This window comes from Allobosea sp. MMO-172, from assembly GCF_037147855.1.
Classification (GTDB): Bacteria; Pseudomonadota; Alphaproteobacteria; order Rhizobiales; family Beijerinckiaceae; genus Allobosea.
The window spans coordinates 83,004-103,378 of record NZ_JBBCUM010000016.1; the positions used below are offsets into that span (position 1 = coordinate 83,004).

A 20,375-nucleotide genomic window follows, 5' to 3' on the forward strand; every position below is an offset into this window, starting at 1 on the left:
GGGCGAGCATGACGGTGGCGGCGACTACCCCACGACCTTCAGCGGATCGACTGACAGCGTCCGCTTCAGCGCCCTCAGACCGAACGTCGTCCGCGTGTGGCGGACGCCCGGAATGCGGTAGATCGTTCCGCGCAGGAAACGCTCGTAATGGTCGGTGCCGCTGACCACGACCTTGGCGAGATAGTCGTATTCGCCGGTGACCAGATGCGCCTCGACCACCTCCGGCGCCCGGCTCAGCGCTTCGCCGCATTGGTCCAGAACCTGGTCGTCGTGCTTGTCGAGCGTGATCTCGACGAAGACGATGTTGTTGTAGCCGAGCGCCTTGTGGTCGAGCAGCGCGACATATTTCTCGATCGCGCCGGACTCCTCCAATCGCTTCACCCGCGTCCAGCACGGGGAGGGCGAAAGCCCGACCTTTTCGGCCAGCGCCTGCGTCGTGAGGCGCCCGTCATCCCGCAACGCAGCGAGAATCTTGCGATCGATTAGATCGAGAGCAGGACCGTTCTGGGTCTTTTTGTTCATCGGACGATCATTCTGGGTATGTCGAGTAAGACAGATGTTTCTTCTGTCTGATTTCACGCTTTCCGGCAAATTCGGAATGAACCTCCGAACCGTCCCCGCTAGCGTTGGTTGCAAGGGGAACGATCGCCGGCCGGCTGTGCGCCTTGCCGCATCACGAGGAGCGCGAGAGGGCGCTTGCGGGATGCGCGCGAAGGCGGAATGCTGGTGGCGTCAGGGATGGAGGCGCTCATGAGCAGCGACAAGTCAGGCCAGACGCCGGCAGCAACCCAGCCACTGCAGTTCCATGTTCCGAAACCAGCGAGCCGTCCGGGTGAGAAACCGGACTTCTCCCATGTCGTGATCCCGAAGGCCGGCTCCGTCGCCCGCCCGCCGGTCGATGTCGATCCCAAGGACATCCGCGACCTCGCCTATTCGATCATCCGCGTGCTCGACCGCGAGGGCGAGGCGGTCGGCCCCTGGGTGCCGGATCTCTCGCATGAGGACCTGATCCGCGGCCTGCGCCACATGATGACGCTGCGCACCTTCGATGCGCGCATGCAGATGGCGCAGCGCCAGGGCAAGACCTCGTTCTACATGCAGCACACGGGCGAGGAGGCGGTGAGCTGCGCCTTCCGCATCGCGCTCCAGCCCGGCGACATGAACTTCCCGACCTATCGTCAAGCGGGCCTGCTGATCGCGCACGACTACCCGCTCGTCGACATGATGTGCCAGATCTACTCGAACGAGCGCGACCCGATGAAGGGCCGGCAATTGCCGGTGATGTACTCCTCCAAGGAGCACGGCTTCTTCTCGATCTCCGGCAATCTCGCGACGCAATACGTTCAGGCGGTCGGCTGGGCGATGGCCTCGGCGATCAAGAACGACACCCGCATCGCCGCCGCCTGGATCGGCGACGGCTCGACGGCGGAATCGGATTTCCACGCAGCCCTCGTCTTTGCCTCGACCTACAAGGCCCCCGTCGTCCTCAACGTCGTCAACAACCAGTGGGCGATCTCGACCTTCCAGGGCATCGCGCGCGGCGGTTCCGGTACGTTTGCCGCAAGGGGGCTCGGCTTCGGCATCCCGGCGCTGCGCGTCGACGGCAACGACTACCTCGCGGTCTATGCCGTCGCGCAATGGGCGGTCGAGCGCGCCCGCCGCAATCTGGGTCCTACGCTGGTCGAATACGTCACCTACCGCGCCGGCGCCCATTCCACCTCGGACGACCCTTCCGCCTACCGCCCCAAGCACGAATCCGACGACTGGCCCTTGGGCGATCCGCTGATCCGCCTGAAGCAGCACCTGATCGCGGTCGGCGCCTGGTCGGAGGAGCGCCACAAGCAGGCGGAAGCCGAGATCCTCGCCACCGTCATCGCTGCGCAGAAGGAGGCCGAGAGCTTCGGCACCCTGCATTCCGGCGGCAAGCCCTCGGCGCGCGACATCTTCGAGGACGTTTATGCCGAGCTGCCGCCGCATCTGCGCCGCCAGCGCCAGCAGATCGGAGTCTGACGCGATGTCCCGCATGACGATGATCGAGGCGATTCGCTCCGCGATGGACGTCGCCATGGGCCGCGACGACGATGTCGTGGTCTTCGGCGAGGATGTCGGCTTCTTCGGCGGCGTCTTCCGCTGCACCCACGGGCTGCAGCAGAAATACGGCGTCTCCCGCTGCTTCGACGCGCCGATCAGCGAGGCCGGCATCGTCGGCACGGCGATCGGCATGGCCTCCTATGGCCTGAAGCCCTGCATCGAGATCCAGTTCGCCGACTACATGTATCCGGCCTATGACCAGATCGTCTCGGAGGCCGCCCGCCTGCGCTACCGCTCGGCCGGCGACTTCACCTGCCCGCTGGTGATCCGCATGCCGACCGGCGGCGGCATCTTCGGCGGCCAGACCCACAGTCAGAGCCCGGAAGCCCTCTTCACCCATGTCTCCGGCCTGAAGACGATCGTCCCGTCCAACCCCTATGACGCCAAGGGCCTGCTGATCGCGGCGATCGAGGACCCGGACCCGGTGATCTTCCTGGAGCCGAAGCGGCTCTATAACGGCCCGTTCGACGGCCATCACGACAGGCCCGTCACGGCCTGGTCGAAGCATGAGCTCGCCGAGGTGCCGGAGGGCCATTACACCGTGCCGCTCGGCAAGGCGGTGACGCGGCGCGAGGGCTCGGCCGTCACGATCCTCGCCTATGGCACAATGGTCCATGTCGCGCTGGCGGCCGCGGAGGACACCGGCATCGACGCCGAGGTGGTCGACCTGCGCACGCTCGTCCCGCTCGATCTGGAGGCGATCCTGGCCTCGGTCCAGAAGACCGGCCGCTGCATCGTGCTGCACGAGGCGACCCTGACCTCCGGCTTCGGCGGCGAACTCGCTGCCTTGGTGCAGGAGCACTGCTTCTACCATCTGGAGGCGCCAGTCATGCGCGTCACCGGTTGGGATACGCCCTATCCGCATGCGCAGGAATGGGACTACTTCCCGGGCCCCGCCCGCCTTGGACAGGCGCTGCGCGACATCATGGAGGCACGCTGATGGCCGAGCGCATCATCAAGCTGCCGGATGTCGGCGAGGGCATCGCGGAAGCCGAACTCGTCGAGTGGCGCGTCAAGGTCGGGGATATCGTTCGCGAGGACGACCTGCTCGCCGCCGTGATGACCGACAAGGCGACGGTCGAGATTCCCTCTCCCGTCGAGGGCGAGGTCACCTGGGTCGGCGCCGAGGTCGGCGACACCGTGGCGATCGGCTCGGCCATCGTGAAGCTCAAGGTTGCGGGCGATAGTGCCGCGGCCGAAGAGCCCGCCGAGGACGCGCCGGCCGAGGAGCCGGCTCCGGTCGCCGCACCGCCCAAGGCCGAAAAGCCCGCTGCGCCGGCTGCTCCTGCCAAGCTGGCTGTGTCGCCTCCGCCGCCGAAAGCCGCGCGCGCCGACGCAGCTCCCGTCCAGCGCCGCGCGCCGGGCGAGAAGCCGCTGGCCTCGCCGGCCGTGCGCCTGAAGGCGCGGGAGGCCGGGGTCGACCTGCGCCAGGTTCAGGGTACCGGCCCGGCCGGCCGCATCACCCATCAGGATATCGACGCCTTCCTGCTGCACGGCCCGGAGCCGGCCCGTGGTGGCGGGCTCGTCGAGCAGAGCGCCGTCACCGAGGTCAAGGTCGTCGGCCTGCGCCGCCGCATCGCCGAGAAGATGGCGCTGTCGAAATCGCGCATTCCGCACATCACCATCGTCGAGGAGGTCAACGTCTCGCCGCTGGAGGACCTGCGCGCGACGCTGAACAAGAAGCCGACGCCGGAGCGACCGAAGCTGACGCTCTTGCCCTTCCTGATGCGCGCCATGGTCAAGGCGCTCGCCGAGCAGCCGGCGCTGAACGCGCTCTATGACGATGATGCCGGGATCGTGCGCCAGCATGCCGCGATCAATATCGGCATCGCCACGCAGACGCCGACCGGCCTGATCGTGCCGGTCGTGAAGCATGCCGAGGCGCGCGATCTCTGGGGCTGCGGGATCGAACTCGCCCGGCTCGCCGAGCGGGGCCGCGACGGCACCGCGACCCGCGACGAATTGACCGGCTCGACCATCACCATCACCTCGCTCGGTGCGCTCGGCGGCATCGCGACGACGCCGGTGATCAACTACCCGGAAGTCGCCATCGTCGGCGTCAACAAGATGGTCGTGCGCCCGGTCTGGGACGGCACCACCTTCGTGCCGCGCAAGATGATGAACCTCTCCTCCAGCTTCGACCACCGCGTCATCGATGGCTGGGACGCCGCCGTCTTCGTGCAGCGGCTGAAGGAGTTGCTGGAGAACCCAGCCACGCTCTTCGTGGATATGTGACGTGATGAAGCTCGGAAACACCGCGTCATCCCGGACAAGCCGCGTTAGCGGCGCAGATCCGGGATCCATCGTAGGGCGCGGCGCTCTACGATGGATCCCGACGTTCCGCTTCGCTTCGGCCGGGATGACGGCGAGGTTCCACCGCATGATTCCGACCCGTTGTGGCGAGGGCCGTCCATGACCGAGATCACCTGCAAGCTCCTTGTCATCGGTGCCGGCCCCGGCGGCTATGTCTGCGCCATCCGCGCCGGCCAGCTCGGCATCGACACCGTCATCGTCGAGAGCACCAAGCTCGGCGGTTCCTGCCTCAATGTCGGCTGCATCCCCTCCAAGGCGATGATCCATGTCGCCGAGGAGTTCGAGAAGGCGGCGGAAGCCGCCGCCGGCAAGACGCCCTTCGGCCTGACCGCAGCCGAGCCGAAGCTCGACCTGAAACAGGCCGTGGCCTGGAAGGACGGCATCGTCCAGCGCCTCAACAACGGCGTCGCCGGCCTGCTGCGCAAGGCCAAGGTCAAGATCGTCCATGGCAAGGCCCGCTTCCGCGACGGCAAGACCGTGGTCGTCGAGACCGAGACCGGCCCGAAGACGATCCAGGCCGAGGCGATCGTCATCGCGACCGGCTCGGCGCCGGTCGAACTGCCCTTCCTGCCCTTCGGCGGCAACGTCATTTCCTCGACCGGCGCGCTGGCGTTGACCGAAGTACCGAAGCGCCTCGTCGTGGTCGGCGGCGGCTATATCGGGCTGGAACTGGGCACCGCCTTCGCCAAGCTCGGCGCCAAGGTCACGGTCGTTGAGGCGCAGGACAAGATCCTGCCGCTCTATGATGCCGAGCTGACCGGCCCGATCTCCAAGCGCCTGACCGCGCTCGGCGTCGAGGTGCTGCTAGGGGCCAAGGCGCTTGGCCCGACGCCCAAAGGCGGCGCGCAAAAGGGCGACGGCCTGCGCATCGAGACGGCGGACGGCAAGGAGCGCAGCCTGCCGGCCGACAAGATCCTGGTCACGGTTGGCCGCAAGCCGGTCACGGACGGTCTCGGCCTCGAAAACCTCGTGCTCGACATGGACGGCCGCTTCATCCGTATCGGCGAGCGCTGCGAGACGGCGATGCGCGGCATCTACGCCATCGGCGACGTCACCGGCGAGCCGATGCTGGCGCATCGCGCCATGGCGCAGGGCGAGATGGTCGCGGAGATCGTCGCCGGCCTGCCGCGGGCCTGGGACAAGCGCGGCATCGCGGCGATCTGCTTCACCGATCCCGAGATCGTCTCGGTCGGCCTCTCGCCGGACGAGGCCAAGCGCGCCGGCCATGAGCTCAAGATCGGCCAGTTCCCCTTCGCCGCCAATGGCCGCGCCATGACCCGCCATGGCGAGGCCGGCTTCGTCCGCGTCGTCGCGCAGGCCGGCAGCGAATTGGTGCTGGGTATCCAGGCGGTCGGGCAGGGCGTTTCCGAGCTTTCGGCGGCCTTCGGGCTTGCGGTCGAGATGGGTGCGACGCTGCAGGACATCGCCGGCACGATCCATGCCCATCCGACGCTGGGCGAGGCCTTCCCGGAGGCCGCGATGAAGGCGCTCGGCCACGCGCTGCATATCTGAGTGGGTTCGGCACTCCGTTCCAAGCAAAGGCGCGAGTCATCCCGGCCGTAGCGCAGCGAAGAGTCGGGACCCATTCCGGAGCGCTTCCGACAGAGGTTCCGGAATGGATCCCGGGTCTCCCTTCGGTCGCCCGGGATGACCCGCGTTTGGTTCTGACAGGTCGCAGCACCCCGCGACGGATCCGCGCAGGCAGTCGGCTATGATGCATACAATCTTGACATTGTCTGTATCGAGAGCGATCTGAGGGGCGACGCCGAACGAACGGCGCCGTCCTGAGGAGACATTCCATGTCCGGCGAGCACTGGCCGCCACTCTCTCCGCTCAAGACCGGCCTGCGCGGCCGCTGCCCGCGCTGCGGGCAGGGCAAGATGTTCGAAGGCTTCCTGAAGCTGAAGCCGAAATGCGAGAATTGCGGCCTCGATTATGCCTTCGCCGATCCGGCGGACGGGCCGGCCTTCTTCGTGATGATGTTCGTCTGCATCCCGGCCGCGGCTTTCCCGCTCTGGCTGGAGCTGAACTACAATCCGCCGACCTGGGTGCATCTGGTTACGACGCTGCCGCTGATCCTTCTGACCTGCATCCCGCCCTTGCAGCCGCTCAAGGGCTGGCTGATCGCCTCGCAATATTTCCACAAGGCCGAGGAAGGCCGGCTCGCGCGCCCGGTGCCGCAGGACAAGCCGGTCGCCTCGAACTGAGGCGGGCGCTCAGCGCTCCGCCCGGATCAGCCCGGCGAGAAGGCCAAGCGCCTCGACCAGCCGGGCCCGCTCGGGGATGGCGCCGAGCGCGATCCGGATCGCATCCGGCGCTGTTCCGCCGGTGCTGAAGGCATCGGCTGCCATCACGCCCAGGCCCGCCTCGCGGGCGCGTTCGATCAATCGATCGCCTGCCCAATGCGCGGGCAGGGGCTGCCAGACATGCAGGGCATGCGGATGGGCCTGCATCGTCGCGGGCAGGATCTGCCGCGCCAGCGATTGCCGTTCGGCCGCCTCGCGCCGGACGCCGTCCAGCAGGTCCCTTGCCGCGCCGATCCTGATCCAGTGTGCAGCAAGCGCCGTCATCAGGGGCGCGGGCATCAGGGCGGTTGCGCGCAATGCGGCAAGATAGGGGGAACTGTCGACGCCTTCCGGCATCATGACGAAGGCCGTGCGCAGGCCGGGCGTCAGCACCTTCGACAAGGTCGCGACATGCCAGGTCCGTTCAGGCGCTAGCGCTGCTAGCGGCGCGGGCGCATCGCCGGCGAGCAGGCTGTAGGGATCGTCCTCGATCAATCTGAGATCGCGGTGGCGGGCGACGGCGACAAGGTCCTGCCGGCGTCGTTCCGGAATGGTGATGCAGGTCGGGTTCTGCAGCGTCGGCGTCAGGGCGAACAGTTTTGCGCCATGCCGGTTCGCGGTCTCGTCGAGCGCGTCAGGCAACGGACCGTCTTCATCGCTCGCGACTGGCACGATCGTAAGACCCCGCTGCCGCGCCGCGCCGATCAGTCCGGGATAGGTCAGCGGCTCCATCAGGATCGTGTCGCCCGGCCGGGCCAGCAGCGAGAGCAGGGCGTTGAGTCCGGTCTGGGCGCCCGATACTACGGCGATGCGCTGTGGCGGAACTGTTCCCATCAGGGGCGCCAGCCATGCGGCGCCGGCCGCACGCTCGGCCAGCGAACCGGCGCCGCCATGATAGTTCATCAGCTGGTCGGCATCGCTGCGCGCCAGGATTTCGGCGATGCCGCGCTGCATCAGCTCGCCCAGCCGCAGGCCCTTCGGCGCTGGCGGGATGGTCATGCTGAGATCGAGCGGCGGCCCTTCCTGCTCCTGCCGTGCCGAGATGAAGGAGCCGCGCCCCGTCACCGCATCGATCAAGCCGCGCTCGCGGGCTTCGCCGAAGGCACGCGTCACCGTGGTGAGGTCGACGGCGAGATGCTCGGCCAGCCGGCGTTGCGGCGGCAAGCGATCCCCCGGCCGCAGCAGCCCGGTCGCAACGGCGCGTTCGAGCTGCGCGACGATCTGCAGATAGCGCGGTCCCGCGGCCGGATCGAGCCGGCCTGTCCAGTGGAGCGCGTCATCGCTGTCGGCCATCGCCAAGCCTGATTTCCATACATTCATTGGATTGTAGGTATCGCATAGCGCGGCCCGCGCGTTCGCGCCAGAGGCATGCCATCGCCGCCGTCCCCTTTCGCGGAGATGCCGGTGGTGGCGGGCTTCCTCTCCTGTCATAGAGCGATCTCAGCCGGACCGGAGACAGGGCATGGCACGCCTGCGCCTCGATGCGCTCGACCGCAAGATCATAGGGGAATTGCAGATCAATTCGCGCCTCTCGGTGCAGGATCTGGCCGAGCGCGTGGGCCTCTCCGCCTCGCCCTGCGCGCGGCGCATCCGCATACTGGAGGAGGCCGGCGTGATCACCGGCTATGCCGCGATCATCGACCAGACCAAGGTCGGCCTGCCGATCAGCGTCTTCGTCTCGATCAAGCTGGAGCGCCAGCGCGAGGACGAGCTCGACCGGTTCTCGCAGGCCGTGGCGCGCTGGCCCGAGGTGGTCGATTGCTACCTGATGACCGGCCAGCGCGACTATCTCTTGCGCATCGTGGTGCGCGACCTGCCGGCCTATGAGCGCTTCCTCAAGGACAAGCTGACGCGCCTCGACGGCGTCGCCTCGATCGAGTCGAGCTTTGCGCTTGGCCAGGTGAAGCGCTCCAGCGCACTGCCGATCGCGGCGGTGCCGGAGGAGGATTAGGCGAGACCGGTTCGCATGCTCGTCATGGTCGGGCTTGTCCCGACCATCCACGTCTTCGCTGGACGAGCGCAATGTTCAAGACGTGGATGCTCGCCACAAGGGCGAGCATGACGGTGGTCTCCTGAAGAGAAGGGAACGAGCGTCCTACCGCTCGGCCGAAGCCGCCCAGATATTGATCCCGCCATCGACGGCGTGCCTGTCGATCGCCGCCAGCTCTTCAGTCGAAAACTCCGGGTTCTTCAGCGCGGCGACGCAATCCGTCACCTGCTCCGGCCGGCTCGCGCCGATCAGGGCCGAGGTGACGCGTCCGCCGCGCAGGACCCAGGCGATCGCCATCTGGGCGAGACTCTGGCCGCGCGCCGCCGCGATCTCGTTCAGCGCGGCGATGCTCCTGAGATTGGCCTCGCTGAGGAAGCCGTCGCGGAAGGAGGGGGCCTTCTTGTCGGCGCGGCTGCCGGCCGGGACGCCCTTCAGGTATTTGTCGGTCAGCATGCCCTGCGCCAGCGGCGAGAACACGATCGAGCCAATGCCCTCGGCGTCGAGCGTGTCGAGCAGGCCGTCCTGCTCGATCCAGCGATTGAGCATCGAATAGCTCGGCTGGTGGATCAGGCAGGGCGTGCCGAGCCGGCGCAGGATCGCGGCCGCCTCCTGCGTACGCTTCGCGTTGTAGGAGGAGAGGCCGACATAGAGCGCCTTGCCCTGGCGCACGATGGCGTCGAGCGCACCCATCGTTTCTTCCAGCGGCGTGTTCGGGTCGAAGCGATGCGAATAGAAGATATCGACATAGTCGAGCTTCATCCGCTTCAGGCTCAGGTCGAGGCTGGAGATCAGGTATTTGCGGCTGCCCCATTCGCCATAGGGGCCGGGCCACATCCGGTAGCCGGCCTTGGTCGAGATCACGAGCTCGTCGCGATAGCCGGCGAAATCCTGGCCGAGGATCTCGCCGAAGGCGGTCTCGGCCGAGCCGGGCGGAGGACCGTAATTATTGGCGAGGTCGAAATGCGTGATGCCGAGGTCGAAAGCCGTGCGGCAGATCTCGCGCATATTGGCGTGTTGGCCGGTCTCGCCGAAATTCTGCCAGAGGCCGAGCGAGAGCGCCGGCAATTGCAGCCCGCTGCGGCCGCAGCGGTTGTAGCGCATCGCGTCATAGCGGTTCGGATTGACCATGGCCCCAAGCCTCTCAATCGATTGAAACGGGTATAAAATGAAGGCCCGGTGGCGTTTGGTCCACCGGGCCTCGCTGTCGCTGGAACCTCGCCGTCATGCTCGCCCTTGTGGCGAGCATCCACGTCTTGAACGCAGCGCTTCAAGAGCGAAGACGTGGATGGTCGGGACAAGCCCGACCATGACGGGAAGCGTCCTTGTTCAACGACCGGGCGCGCTGCCTCAGGCCGCGGCGTAGCCGACCGTGCCCTTGATCTCGAGGAACTCCTCAAGGCCGAAATCGGCGTATTCGCGGCCGTTGCCGGACTGCTTGTAGCCGCCGAAGGGCGCGCCGGCGTCCCAGGCCGGATAGTTGATGTAGACATTGCCCGAGCGCATCTGCGCGGCGATGCCGCGCGCACGCTCCTGCGAGCCCGACTGGACATAGGAGGCGAGGCCGTAGGGCGTGTCGTTGGCGCGCTCCACCACCTCGTCGTCGCTCTTGTAGGGCAGGATCGACAGCACGGGGCCGAAGATTTCCTCGCGGGCGATGGTCATCTCGTCGGTCACGCCGCCGAACACGGTCGGGCGAACGTAGTAGCCGCGATTGAGCCCTTCCGGACGGCCGGGGCCGCCGGTGACCAGCGTCGCGCCTTCCTTGATGCCGGCCTCGATCAGGCGCTGGATCTTCTCGTACTGGACCTCGCTGACGACCGGGCCGAGGAAGACGCCATCCGCCGAGGGGGCGCCGACCTTGAGCGGCTCGGCCACCTGCTTGGCGATGGCGAGCGCCTCCTCATGCAGCTTCTCCGGCACGAACATCCGGGTCGGCGCGTTGCAGGACTGGCCGGAGTTGCGCATCACGCTCTCGACGCCGAGCTTCACCGATTTCTTCAGGTCGGCATCGTCCAGGATGATGTTGGCCGACTTGCCGCCGAGCTCCTGGTGCACGCGCTTGACGGTGTCCGCCGCCGCCTTGGCGACGAGGATGCCGGCGCGGGTCGAGCCGGTGAAGGAGACCATGTCGACGCCGGGATGGCGCGAGATCGCTTCGCCGACCGTCGGGCCGTCGCCGTTGACGAGGTTGAACACGCCCTTCGGTACCCCGGCCTCTTCCATCGCTTCCGCGAAGATGATGGCGTTGAGCGGCGCGATCTCGGAGGGCTTCAGCACCATGGTGCAGCCGGCGGCGAGCGCAGGCGCGACCTTGCACATGATCTGGTTGAGCGGCCAGTTCCACGGCGTGATCATGCCGACGACGCCGATCGGCTCCTTGGCGATCAGGGTGGTGCCGCGCAGCTCCTCGAACTCGAAGTTCTCGAGGGTCTCGATCATCTTGGCGAGATGGGCAGTGCCCATCGCGGCCTGCGCGCGGTGCGCCAGCTCCTTCGGCGCGCCCATCTCGCGCGACAGGATGTCGGCGATGGCGTCGTAGCGCTTCTTGTAGGCCTCGGCGAGGCGGCGCATCAGGGCGAGGCGCTCGGCCTTCGAGGTCTTGGCGAAAGCCGGGAAGGCGGCGCGGGCGGCCGCGACGGCCTTGTCGACATCGGCCTGCTCGCCGAGCGCGATCGTGGCGAAGACCTCCTCGTTCGACGGGTCGATCACGCCGAGCGTGCGGTTGCCCGACGGCTTCACCCACTGGCCGTCGATATAGAATTCGAGCTCATGCGCCATGGTCTGGTCTCCTGCCTCGTCTTGGCTCGTGGCGCGGACAACCTGCCGGAAAGCGGCCGGATATCGATGCCCCGAGCGGGAACTGTGGGTGTCCGACGCGAACGGGCGGCCCTGCGCGATCATGCATCGCCGGCCGCCACCAACGCTGTATCTGACGGGGCGCAACGTTAGGGGGCGGATGCGCGCCTGTCACGGGGCGCCGCGCCGCGTTTGCGGATGGCCGCCATGCAGCGGCGCTTCTTGCGGGGGCTAGAGCCGCGCCTTGACGCTGCGCGGCGTCGCCAGAAGCAGGCTGGTCTCGCTGTTGGTGACGCCGGGGATCATGCGGATGCGCCGGAGCACCTGGTCGAAGGCGATCAGATCGGACGTGCCCAGCTCCACGACAAGGTCCCAGTTGCCGTTGGTCGTGTGGATGCTGGAGACCTCGGTGAAGCCCGAGAGCGCGTCGATCACCGTATCGGCCGCCTGGCCGGCGATCTCGATCATGGTGATGCCGCGCACGGGCAGGTCGATCGCATCCGAGCGCAGGATCACCGTGAAGCCGATGATCTCGCCGGATTGCTCCAGCTTTTCCAGCCGCGCCCGCACCGTCGCCCGCGTCAGGCCGAGATCGGCGGCGAGGTCCGAGATGCTGCGGCGCCCGTCATGGCGCAGCAGGGTGATAAGCTTGCGGTCGAGATCGTCCATCGTTCGAATTGGATAGATGACTTTGCCATATCGATCAATCTTGGCGCCGATCTGGTCGTTTTGGCTTCTTTCGCCTGCCGCCGAAAACAGGGACAATCGCGCCTTCAACGAGAACAGCGCGGGGACCCATGATTCAGCAGCTCAACGTCGTGCCTTTCGTCAGCGTCGACCACATGATGAAGCTGGTCCATGCGATCGGTATCGAGCGGATGCTGTCCGAGATCGCGGGCTATATCGAGGACGATTTCCGGCGCTGGGAAATCTTCGACAAGACGCCGCGCATCGCCTCGCACAGCCTCGAGGGCGTGATCGAACTGATGCCGACCAGCGACGGCAAGCTCTACGGCTTCAAATACGTCAACGGCCACCCCAAGAACATGAAGGCCGGCCTGCAGACGGTCACCGCCTTCGGCCTGCTCTCCGATGTCGCGACCGGCTATCCCGTCCTGCTCTCGGAGATGACCTTCCTGACCGCCCTGCGCACGGCGGCGATGTCGGCGGTGGCGGCGAAGCATCTCGCCCCGAAACACGCCGCGACCATGGCGATCATCGGCAATGGCGCCCAGTCCGAGTTCCAGGCCTTCGCCTTCCGCGCGATCCTCGGCATCGAGAATCTGCGGCTCTATGACGTCGATCCGGCCGCGACCGAGAAATGCGCCCGCAACCTCGCCCGGCACGGCTTCAGGATCACCCGCTGCGCCACCGCGATGGAAGCGGTCGAGGGTGCCGAAATCGTCACCACGGTCACGGCCGACAAGCAGTACGCGACGATCCTGACCGACAACATGGTCGGTGCCGGCATTCACATCAACGCTGTCGGCGGCGACTGCCCCGGCAAGACCGAGATCCATCGCGACGTGCTGCTGCGCTCCTCGATCTTCGTCGAATATCCGCCGCAGACCCGCATCGAGGGCGACATCCAGCAGCTCGACGCCGACCATCCGGTCGAGGAGCTCTGGAAGGTCATCGCCGGCACGGCTCAGGGACGTACCGATAGCAGCCAGATCACGATGTTCGACTCGGTCGGTTTCGCGATCGAGGATTTTTCAGCGTTGCGCTATGTCTATGAGCGCATCCGCGAGGCCGGCACCTATGTCGATCTCGACCTGATCGCCGACCCGGACGATTCCCGCGACCTGTTCGGCATGCTGATGCGCGCCGCGCCGGGCTCGGCTGCCGCGGCCTGAGCGTCAGCCGGCCTGACTGAGCGCCAGGAACGCCGCCGCCGCCTTGGCGAGGTAGCGTTCCTTGTGGCGAAGTGCGAGGAAGCGACGCTTCGGCAATGGCAGCGCCACCGTAGCGAGCCGCCCGGCTGCGATCGCATTGGCGGCGACGAGCCGCGAGATCGCGGTCGCGCCCGCGCCGGCCGCAACGGCCGCACAGATTGCCTCGTTGGACGGCAGTTCCAGTGCAATGGCGAGATCTGTCGTTGCGAGGCCGAGCCCCGGCAAAGCCGCCTCGAACATCGCCCGCGTCCCCGAGCCCGGCTCGCGCAGGACCCAGACGCCTTGCGACAGCTCGACAGGCGAGGGCGGCTGCTGCGACCACGCATGGCCGGGCGGCACGACGATGACGAGTTCATCCTCGGCCACGGCCGTGATCGCCAGCGCCGGGTCGTCGATCTCGCCCTCGATGAAGCCGAGATCGGCCGCACCGTCATGGATCGCGGCGCTCACCGTCTCGGTATTGCCGATCGCGAGCGACACAGTGATGCCGGGATGCTCCCGGCGAAAGCGCTGGATCAATGGCGGCAGCCAGTAATTTGCAACCGTCTGGCTGGCCATCAACGCAAGCGAACCGCGCGCCAATCCCGAGAGATCGGACAGCACCGCCTCCGCTGCCGCCGCCCGCGCCAGTACGGCGCGCGCCTCGGTCAGGAAAAGCTTGCCGGCCTCGGTCAGGACGATCCGCCGGCCGATCCGATCGAACAGTTTCGTCGCATAGCGCGCTTCCAGTGTCGCGATCGCGGAACTCACCGCCGACTGCGTGAGATTGAGGGCACGGGACCCTTGCGTCAGGTGTTCCCGTTCCGCGACGGCGACGAAGATGCGGAGCTGTTCGAGCGTCATGCGCCCGAGCTTACGCGGCGAGCTTCACCAGCAGAAGGCTGAAGCAAGCGATGAACAGGAAGGCGGCGAGCCCGAGCAGCAGCGGGCGCAGGCCCTTGGCCCTGAGCTTGCGGATATCGGTCTCCAGCCCCATCGCGGCCAGGGCCATCGCGAGCAGGAAGGTGGTCGCCGTGACGATGCCGGCCTTGGCATCGGCGGGGATGGTGACGAGGCTGTTGAGCCCGACCATGGCGATGAAGCCGAGCACGAACCAGGGCATCGGCGCCTTGGCCTGCGCGCCGGCATCGCCCTTGCCGCGGGCGCGCCGCGCCGCCATCAGCCCGAGCGTGATCACAACCGGCGCGAGCATCATCACCCGCGACAGCTTGGCGACGGTGCCGAACTCGCCGGCCTGCTGCCCGCCCTGGAAGGCGGCGGCGACGACCTGCGCGATCTCGTGGATCGAGGCGCCCGTCCACAGGCCGTAGCCATGGGCATCGAGATGCAGCAGCCCCGGCAGCAGCGGATAGGTGAACATCGCGATCGAGCCGAAGACGGTGACGCAGGCTACTGCATAGGCGACGTCCTCGTCGGGCGCCTGCGTCACGGTATTGGTCGCGATCACGGCGGAGGCGCCGCAGATCGAGGTGCCCGCCGCGATCAGTTCCGCGAGCTTGCGCTCGACGCCGATCCGCCGGCCGAGCCAGGTGGTGAACAGAAAGGTCGAGACCAGCGTCAGCGCGATCACGGTGATGCCGCTAAACCCCACCGCCAGCACCTGCGCCACGGTGAGCTGGAGGCCGAGGAGGATGATCGCGAAGCGCAGGACCTTGCGCATGGCGAAGGCGACGCCCGCCTTGGCGCGGACCGGGGTGCCGACGAGCTTGTGGAAGCCGATGCCGATCAGGATGGCGAGGATCATCGGGCTGAAGGCGCCGAGCCCCGGCACCTGCCGCAACGCGAAACCGGCCGCCGCGATCGTGCCGGCGAGCAGCAGGCCGGGGCCGATGGCGAGCCACGGCGCGCCGGCCGCCGCCGGGGCGGGCTGTGCGAGGTTCTGCGGGGCGTAAGAGGACATTGACCAGCTCTCCGATGCTGGTCAGGAAATATTCTTCTCCATCCAATCGATCCAATGCGTAATATCAAACGTATCGTTCGTTTGAATCGAATGAATAGGTTGCGGCTCTGCCGTCATTGCGAGGAGCGAAGCGACGAAGCAATCCAGGGGGACTGGGTGAGGCGCTCTGCCCAATCCCCCTGGATTGCTTCGCTGCGCTCGCAATGACGCAGAGGTTGACCGAAAGCCGTCGTTAAAAATGGGCGATCAGCCCTCTGTCGGCATCTCCGCCAGGAACGAGAGATAGGCCGGGTTGTCGCTCTCGCTCCAATAGGGATAGCCGAGCGCATCGAGACGCTTGGTGAGCTGGCCGCGCTGGGCCGGGGGGATCTGGATGCCGGCGAGGATGCGGCCGTAATCGGCGCCGTGATTGCGATAGTGGAACAGCGAGATGTTCCAGTCGGCCGAGAGGCTGTTGAGGAATTTCAGCAGCGCGCCCGGTCGCTCCGGGAACTGGAAGCGGAAGATCAGTTCATCGCCGAGCCCGGGCGCCTTGCCGCCGACCATGTAGCGGATATGCAGCTTGGCGAGCTCGTTGTCGCTCATGTCGAGCACGGGGTAGCCGTGCTCGGAGAGCATCGCGATGATCTGGCGCTTCTCGGCATCGCCCTCGGACAACTGCACGCCGACGAAGATGCGCGCGGCCCTGGGATCGGAATAGCGGTAGTTGAATTCGGTGATCGCACGCCGGCCGAGCAATTCGATAAAGGCGCGGTAGGCGCCGGGCTTCTCGGGGATCGTCACCGCCAGCAGCGCCTCGCGATGCTCGCCGATCTCGGCCCGCTCGGCGATATGGCGCAGGCGGTCGAAATTCATGTTGGCGCCGCTGTTGATCGCGATCAGCGCGCCGCTGCGCTTGGGCCCGCGCGCCGCATAGGCCTTCAGGCCCGCGAGGCTGACGGCGCCGGAGGGCTCGGCGATGGCACGCGTATCCTCGAAGATATCCTTCACCGCCGCGCAGATCTCGTCGGTCGAGACGGTGACGACCTCGTCGAGCAACTCCCGGCAGAGCCGGAACGTCTCTTCACCCGCTTGCCGCACGGCGACGCCGTCGGCGAAGAGACCGACCTGATCGAGCACCACCCGCTCGCCTGCTGCAATCGCGCCGGCCATGGATGCCGCATCCTCCGGCTCGACGCCGATCACCTTGATCTCGGGCCGCAGGAACTTGGCGTAGACCGCGACACCGGCCGCGAGCCCGCCGCCGCCGATCGGCACGAAGATCGCCTCGATCGGCTCGGAATGCTGGCGCAGGATCTCCATGCCGACCGTGCCCTGGCCGGCGATCACGTCCGGGTCGTCATAGGGGTGCACGAAGGTCAGCCCCTTCTCCGCCTCCAGCTTGCGGGCATGGCCATAGGCCTCGTCGAAATTCTCGCCATGGAGAACGACGCGCCCGCCGAGGCTGCGCACCGCCTGCACCTTGATGTCGGGTGTGGTGCGCGGCATCACGATGGTCGCCTTGATGCCGAGCTTTTTCGCCGCCAGCGCCACGCCCTGCGCATGATTGCCGGCGGAGGCGCAGATCACGCCGCGCTCGGCCTCGATCTGGGTAAGCCCGGCGATCTTGTTGTAGGCGCCGCGCAGCTTGAACGAGAAGACGGGCTGCAGATCCTCGCGCTTGAGGAGCGCGCTGCCGCCGAGCCGGGCGGAGAGCCGCGGCAGCGGGTCGAGCGGGCTTTCGATCGCGACGTCATAGACACGCGCCCCGATGATCTTGCGGATGTAGTCTTGCATGGCAGGCCCGTCCTTCGGACGCGGCGATAGTCCGATGTGCGGTTATGTCAATCGAGATCGTTGCGTGCGGCGAGGGACGGGTGGTGCCGGCCATGCGTCGGGCGGGATTGCCAAGCCCCCGGCCGGCGCGCCAAAGCGGTGAGCGAGACAAGGCGCCGCGCAGCGATGGCGTCGCAGAGGTGGAGACGAGCATGAGCTGGGGCGTTCGCGATTTCATGGTGCCGGGCCGGCCGGTTGCGGTCGGCGATCGCGGCATGGCGGCGACCTCGCATCCGGCCTCGACGCTGGCGGCCGTTGAAATTCTGCGCAAGGGCGGCAACGCCATCGACGCCGCCATCGCGGCGGTTGCCGTCCAGGCCGTGGTCGATCCGCACATGACCGGCATCGGTGGCGATTGCTTCGCGATCTATGCCCCGGCCAATGGCAAGATGGTCGCGATCAACGGCTCGGGCCGTTCGGCCGCCAAGGCCGAGCTCGGCTGGTTCCTCGGCCAGGGCATGACCTCGATCGCGGCGGATTCGCCCCATGCTGTGACCGTGCCCGGCGCCATCGACGCCTGGTGCCGCCTCGTTGCCGACCATGGCAGCAAGAGCCTCGACGAGATCTTCGCGCCCGCGATCCGCGCCGCCGAGGAGGGCTTCGTGGTGACGCCGCGCGTCGCCCTCGACTGGGCCAAGGCGCGGGGCCGCATCGAGAAGCACGGCCTCGGCAATGCCGTCTACCTGCCGGGCGGCAATCCCCCGGCCATCGGCGACAAGATGGTCCATCCCGCGCTCGGCAACATGCTGCGCCGCATCGCCCGCGAGGGCCGCTCGGCCTTCTACGAGGGCGAGCTTGCGCAGGACATGGTCTCCGTGCTGAACGCGGCCGGCAGCCTGATCAGCCTTGAGGATTTCGCCGCCTCGAAGCCGGACTATGTCGATCCGATCGGTGCCGATTATCGCGGCCACCGCCTCTGGGAATGCCCGCCGAACGGCCAGGGCATCGCCGCGCTGCTGATCGCGCGCATCCTCGAAGGCTTCGATATGAAGGACGGGAAGCTGAGCGAGGCCGACCGCATCCATCTCCTGGCCGAAGCCAGCAAGGCCGCCTATCGCCAGCGCGATGCGCTGGTCGCCGATCCGGCCGTCAGCCCCTTCGACACGGAGGCTTTCCTGTCGGACCAGTTCGTCGGCCGTATCCGCCAGCAGATCAGCCTGGAGAAGGCGGCGGCGCCGGAAGTCTTCGACATGCCCCTGCACAAGGACACGATCTACCTCTGCGTCGTCGACGGCCAGGGCAACATGGTGTCCTTCATCAACTCGCTGTTCTCCGCCTTCGGCAGCGGCATCTATGCCGCCAAGGCCGGCGTCATGCTGCAGAATCGCGGCTCGGGCTTCCGTCTGATCGAAGGCCATCCCAATGCCATCGCGCCGCGCAAGCGCCCGTTCCACACGATCATCCCGGGCATGCTCGCCAAGGACGGCAAGCCGATCATGCCGTTCGGTGTGATGGGCGGCCAGTACCAGTCGACCGGCCATGCGCATTTCCTCTCCGGCATCCTCGACCGTGGCTTCGATCCGCAGCAGGCCTCGGACGCGCCGCGCAGCTTCGCCTATGACGGCAAGCTCTCGCTGGAGACGACGATCCCCGCGAGCGTCGCCGCCGATTTGAAGGCGCGCGGCCATGACGTGACCTGGGCCGAGGAGGCGCTCGGCGGCTGCCAGGCGATCTGGGTCGACCACAAGCGCGGCGTGATGTTCGGCGCTTCCGACCACCGCAAGGACGGCTTCGCGCTCGCCGTCTGAGGAACCCGGCCTTAACGCCCCTCCGCTATCGCTCGTCGCCAGCGAGGGAGGGGCGCTTGGCGCAGGACAGGCCATTCGGTTGGGGGATCATGGGCACCGGCACCATTGCCGGGCTCTTCGCCGCCGATCTCGGCCTGCTGCCGCAGGCGCGTGTCGTCGCCGTGCACTCACGGTCGCTGGAGAAGGCGCAGGGCTTTGCCGCGCGTTTCGGCGAGGCGAAGGCGCATGACGACGAGGCCGCCTTCCTGGCCGATCCCGCGATCGATGCGGTCTATGTCGCGACGCCCAACTATCTCCACGCCGCGCAGGCGTTGAGGGCCATCGCCGCCGGCAAACCGGTCCTGATCGAGAAGCCGATCGCGCTCGCCAGCGCCGATGTCGAGGCGATCGCGCGGGCGGCGGACGAACGCGGCATCTTCGCGATGGAAGCTTTATGGAGCCGCTTCCTGCCGGCGCTGCGCCGGGGGCGCGAGCAGATTGCCTCGGGCCGCATCGGCAAGGTCCGGCGCATCCGGGCCGATCTCTCCTATCTCCATCCCGAGGAACCCGGCAGCCGCTTCTTCGATCCCGCCGTGGGCGGCGGCGCGGCTTTCGACCTCGGCGTCTATCCGCTGTCGCTTACCCTGCATCTGCTGGGCGAGCCGCTAGCCGTAAGCGGGAGCTGGCTCGCCGCCGGCACCGGCGTCGATCGGCGCAGCTTCTTCCGGCTGGATTATCCGTCGGCGGTCGCGGAGCTCTCCTGCGGCTTCGATAAGGACGGAGCTAACCGGCTGCTTGTCGAAGGCGAGCGCGGCGGAGTGATCTTCGAGGCGCCCTTCCTGAAGGTGCAGCGGCTGAGCTGGTATGACGCTGCGGGCCGCGCAGCCGCAGCTTACGAGCGCGGAACGGGCGGCGTGACGCGCCTGCTCGACCGCCTGCCTCGATCCGGCCGGATCAACGAAAACCTTGCCTGTCCCGGCAACGGCCTTCAATTCCAGGCGGAAGCGGCGATGGCGGCGATTCGTGCGGGGAAGAGCGCCTGCGCGGAGATGCCGCTCGGCGAGAGCGCGGCCGTGCTGCGGATCATCGAAACGATGCGGGCGCAGCCGGCGGCAGCGCCCTGACCGCCTTGTTCAGTGGCGGGTGCCGCAGGTGAAGGCGCCGCAGCGCACCTTGTCGGCCAGCGTCTCGGCGAAGGTCGCAGTCGCGTCCTCGCCATAGGTCTCGACCAGCGTCCGCAGCGCCGCGAACAGGGCGGCATGGGCCATGGCATCGGGATCGAGCCCGTCCTGCTGCGCCTCGTTGAAGGCATCCTCGACATAGCCATAGGCCACGCGGCGGACGTCGCCATGGTCCTCGGCGAGATTCGGGTCGAGCATCGTGTCGTCTGGCTGGATCGGCATCGAAACGGGACTCTTGAGCCTTCTGTCTGACGCGAATCGCGGCGCTTCTGCTCCGGATCGCGACGGTTGGGCGATGCCAAGACATAAGCCGTGCCAGAGCGGCACGCTACCGCGGTGTTTAAGAAAGGTTAACGCGACCGGGAAAATCCGGTGGAAGAGG

At 67.3% G+C, this 20,375-nt stretch carries 18 protein-coding genes; 9 read left to right on the top strand and 9 right to left on the bottom strand.

Annotated features, from left to right (window positions below; translation table 11 throughout):
- Positions 1 to 24 precede the first annotated feature (24 nt).
- Positions 25 to 522: an Lrp/AsnC family transcriptional regulator gene (locus WFK61_RS21175; protein WP_336814050.1), complete on the bottom strand. Its 498-nt coding sequence runs from the start codon at positions 520 to 522 to the stop codon at positions 25 to 27.
- Positions 523 to 750: 228 nt separating this feature from the next.
- On the opposite strand from WFK61_RS21175, the gene WFK61_RS21180 reads away from it, so the two are divergent.
- The 5 genes from WFK61_RS21180 to WFK61_RS21200 all read left to right on the top strand — a co-directional run bounded on the left by WFK61_RS21180 (position 751) and on the right by WFK61_RS21200 (position 6,611).
- On the top strand, positions 751 to 2,010 hold the full coding sequence (locus WFK61_RS21180; protein WP_336814051.1) for a 3-methyl-2-oxobutanoate dehydrogenase (2-methylpropanoyl-transferring) subunit alpha: 1,260 nt from the start codon (positions 751 to 753) through the stop codon (positions 2,008 to 2,010).
- A 4-nt stretch (positions 2,011 to 2,014) separates the two neighbouring features.
- Entirely contained in the window at positions 2,015 to 3,031 is a 1,017-nt protein-coding gene (locus WFK61_RS21185; protein WP_336814052.1) for an alpha-ketoacid dehydrogenase subunit beta, read from the top strand.
- Positions 3,031 to 4,326: a dihydrolipoamide acetyltransferase family protein gene (locus WFK61_RS21190; RefSeq protein WP_336814053.1), complete on the top strand. Its 1,296-nt coding sequence runs from the start codon at positions 3,031 to 3,033 to the stop codon at positions 4,324 to 4,326. Before WFK61_RS21185 ends, WFK61_RS21190 begins: the two co-directional genes overlap by 1 nt.
- Positions 4,327 to 4,503: 177 nt before the next feature.
- Complete coding sequence (gene lpdA, locus WFK61_RS21195; protein WP_336814054.1) at positions 4,504 to 5,916, top strand: dihydrolipoyl dehydrogenase; 1,413 nt, start codon at positions 4,504 to 4,506, stop codon at positions 5,914 to 5,916.
- 287 nt (positions 5,917 to 6,203) lie between these two features.
- Positions 6,204 to 6,611, top strand: a complete 408-nt coding sequence (locus WFK61_RS21200) for a DUF983 domain-containing protein (RefSeq protein ID WP_336814055.1) — start codon at positions 6,204 to 6,206, stop codon at positions 6,609 to 6,611.
- A gap of 9 nt (positions 6,612 to 6,620) precedes the next feature.
- Here the strand turns inward: WFK61_RS21200 and WFK61_RS21205 are convergent, their stop codons facing one another.
- A complete protein-coding gene (locus tag WFK61_RS21205) occupies positions 6,621 to 7,982 on the bottom strand; it encodes an aminotransferase-like domain-containing protein (RefSeq protein WP_336814056.1) in 1,362 nt (453 codons plus the stop codon).
- Positions 7,983 to 8,151: 169 nt separating this feature from the next.
- Here WFK61_RS21205 and WFK61_RS21210 point away from each other — a divergent pair, with 169 nt between their 5' ends.
- Positions 8,152 to 8,640: an Lrp/AsnC family transcriptional regulator gene (locus tag WFK61_RS21210; RefSeq protein WP_336814057.1), complete on the top strand. Its 489-nt coding sequence runs from the start codon at positions 8,152 to 8,154 to the stop codon at positions 8,638 to 8,640.
- 144 nt (positions 8,641 to 8,784) lie between these two features.
- Here WFK61_RS21210 and mgrA read toward each other — a convergent pair whose 3' ends face one another.
- From mgrA to WFK61_RS21225, 3 genes are all read right to left on the bottom strand, one after another.
- Entirely contained in the window at positions 8,785 to 9,807 is a 1,023-nt protein-coding gene (gene mgrA, locus WFK61_RS21215; RefSeq protein ID WP_336814058.1) for an L-glyceraldehyde 3-phosphate reductase, read from the bottom strand.
- Positions 9,808 to 10,026: 219 nt separating this feature from the next.
- Complete coding sequence (locus tag WFK61_RS21220) at positions 10,027 to 11,457, bottom strand: aldehyde dehydrogenase family protein (RefSeq protein WP_336814059.1); 1,431 nt, start codon at positions 11,455 to 11,457, stop codon at positions 10,027 to 10,029.
- 249 nt (positions 11,458 to 11,706) lie between these two features.
- On the bottom strand, positions 11,707 to 12,144 hold the full coding sequence (locus WFK61_RS21225; RefSeq protein WP_047577514.1) for an Lrp/AsnC family transcriptional regulator: 438 nt from the start codon (positions 12,142 to 12,144) through the stop codon (positions 11,707 to 11,709).
- Positions 12,145 to 12,272: 128 nt separating this feature from the next.
- Between WFK61_RS21225 and WFK61_RS21230 the strand changes: the two genes are divergently transcribed.
- On the top strand, positions 12,273 to 13,331 hold the full coding sequence (locus WFK61_RS21230; RefSeq protein ID WP_336814060.1) for an ornithine cyclodeaminase: 1,059 nt from the start codon (positions 12,273 to 12,275) through the stop codon (positions 13,329 to 13,331).
- Between the two features lie 3 nt (positions 13,332 to 13,334).
- Here the strand turns inward: WFK61_RS21230 and WFK61_RS21235 are convergent, their stop codons facing one another.
- The 3 genes from WFK61_RS21235 to ilvA form a co-directional block, all read right to left on the bottom strand.
- Positions 13,335 to 14,213, bottom strand: a complete 879-nt coding sequence (locus WFK61_RS21235) for a LysR family transcriptional regulator (protein ID WP_336814061.1) — start codon at positions 14,211 to 14,213, stop codon at positions 13,335 to 13,337.
- Between the two features lie 10 nt (positions 14,214 to 14,223).
- On the bottom strand, positions 14,224 to 15,270 hold the full coding sequence (locus tag WFK61_RS21240; protein WP_336814062.1) for a YeiH family protein: 1,047 nt from the start codon (positions 15,268 to 15,270) through the stop codon (positions 14,224 to 14,226).
- A 246-nt stretch (positions 15,271 to 15,516) separates the two neighbouring features.
- Complete coding sequence (gene ilvA, locus WFK61_RS21245) at positions 15,517 to 17,046, bottom strand: threonine ammonia-lyase, biosynthetic (protein ID WP_336814063.1); 1,530 nt, start codon at positions 17,044 to 17,046, stop codon at positions 15,517 to 15,519.
- 191 nt (positions 17,047 to 17,237) lie between these two features.
- On the opposite strand from ilvA, the gene ggt reads away from it, so the two are divergent.
- Positions 17,238 to 18,833, top strand: a complete 1,596-nt coding sequence (gene ggt, locus WFK61_RS21250; protein WP_336814064.1) for a gamma-glutamyltransferase — start codon at positions 17,238 to 17,240, stop codon at positions 18,831 to 18,833.
- Positions 18,834 to 18,922: 89 nt separating this feature from the next.
- Positions 18,923 to 19,936 carry a Gfo/Idh/MocA family protein gene (locus WFK61_RS21255; RefSeq protein ID WP_336814091.1) on the top strand — a complete coding sequence of 338 codons (1,014 nt, stop codon included), beginning with the start codon at positions 18,923 to 18,925 and terminating at the stop codon, positions 19,934 to 19,936.
- Between the two features lie 9 nt (positions 19,937 to 19,945).
- On the opposite strand, the gene WFK61_RS21260 is transcribed toward WFK61_RS21255, so the two are convergent.
- The gene (locus WFK61_RS21260) at positions 19,946 to 20,215 is read right to left on the bottom strand and encodes a hypothetical protein (protein WP_348521636.1); all 270 of its coding nucleotides are present in this window, start codon (positions 20,213 to 20,215) and stop codon (positions 19,946 to 19,948) included.
- Positions 20,216 to 20,375 lie beyond the last annotated feature (160 nt).

Bases quoted from the DNA above. Each gene is read 5' to 3' on its own strand.
- WFK61_RS21175 (WP_336814050.1), bottom strand. From the start codon at position 522: ATGAACAAAAAGACCCAGAACGGTCCTGCTCTCGATCTAATCGATCGC.
- WFK61_RS21180 (WP_336814051.1), top strand. From the start codon at position 751: ATGAGCAGCGACAAGTCAGGCCAGACGCCGGCAGCAACCCAGCCACTG.
- WFK61_RS21185 (WP_336814052.1), top strand. From the start codon at position 2,015: ATGTCCCGCATGACGATGATCGAGGCGATTCGCTCCGCGATGGACGTC.
- WFK61_RS21190 (WP_336814053.1), top strand. From the start codon at position 3,031: ATGGCCGAGCGCATCATCAAGCTGCCGGATGTCGGCGAGGGCATCGCG.
- lpdA (WP_336814054.1), top strand. From the start codon at position 4,504: ATGACCGAGATCACCTGCAAGCTCCTTGTCATCGGTGCCGGCCCCGGC.
- WFK61_RS21200 (WP_336814055.1), top strand. From the start codon at position 6,204: ATGTCCGGCGAGCACTGGCCGCCACTCTCTCCGCTCAAGACCGGCCTG.
- WFK61_RS21205 (WP_336814056.1), bottom strand. From the start codon at position 7,982: ATGGCCGACAGCGATGACGCGCTCCACTGGACAGGCCGGCTCGATCCG.
- WFK61_RS21210 (WP_336814057.1), top strand. From the start codon at position 8,152: ATGGCACGCCTGCGCCTCGATGCGCTCGACCGCAAGATCATAGGGGAA.
- mgrA (WP_336814058.1), bottom strand. From the start codon at position 9,807: ATGGTCAATCCGAACCGCTATGACGCGATGCGCTACAACCGCTGCGGC.
- WFK61_RS21220 (WP_336814059.1), bottom strand. From the start codon at position 11,457: ATGGCGCATGAGCTCGAATTCTATATCGACGGCCAGTGGGTGAAGCCG.
- WFK61_RS21225 (WP_047577514.1), bottom strand. From the start codon at position 12,144: ATGGACGATCTCGACCGCAAGCTTATCACCCTGCTGCGCCATGACGGG.
- WFK61_RS21230 (WP_336814060.1), top strand. From the start codon at position 12,273: ATGATTCAGCAGCTCAACGTCGTGCCTTTCGTCAGCGTCGACCACATG.
- WFK61_RS21235 (WP_336814061.1), bottom strand. From the start codon at position 14,213: ATGACGCTCGAACAGCTCCGCATCTTCGTCGCCGTCGCGGAACGGGAA.
- WFK61_RS21240 (WP_336814062.1), bottom strand. From the start codon at position 15,270: ATGTCCTCTTACGCCCCGCAGAACCTCGCACAGCCCGCCCCGGCGGCG.
- ilvA (WP_336814063.1), bottom strand. From the start codon at position 17,046: ATGCAAGACTACATCCGCAAGATCATCGGGGCGCGTGTCTATGACGTC.
- ggt (WP_336814064.1), top strand. From the start codon at position 17,238: ATGAGCTGGGGCGTTCGCGATTTCATGGTGCCGGGCCGGCCGGTTGCG.
- WFK61_RS21255 (WP_336814091.1), top strand. From the start codon at position 18,923: ATGGGCACCGGCACCATTGCCGGGCTCTTCGCCGCCGATCTCGGCCTG.
- WFK61_RS21260 (WP_348521636.1), bottom strand. From the start codon at position 20,215: ATGCCGATCCAGCCAGACGACACGATGCTCGACCCGAATCTCGCCGAG.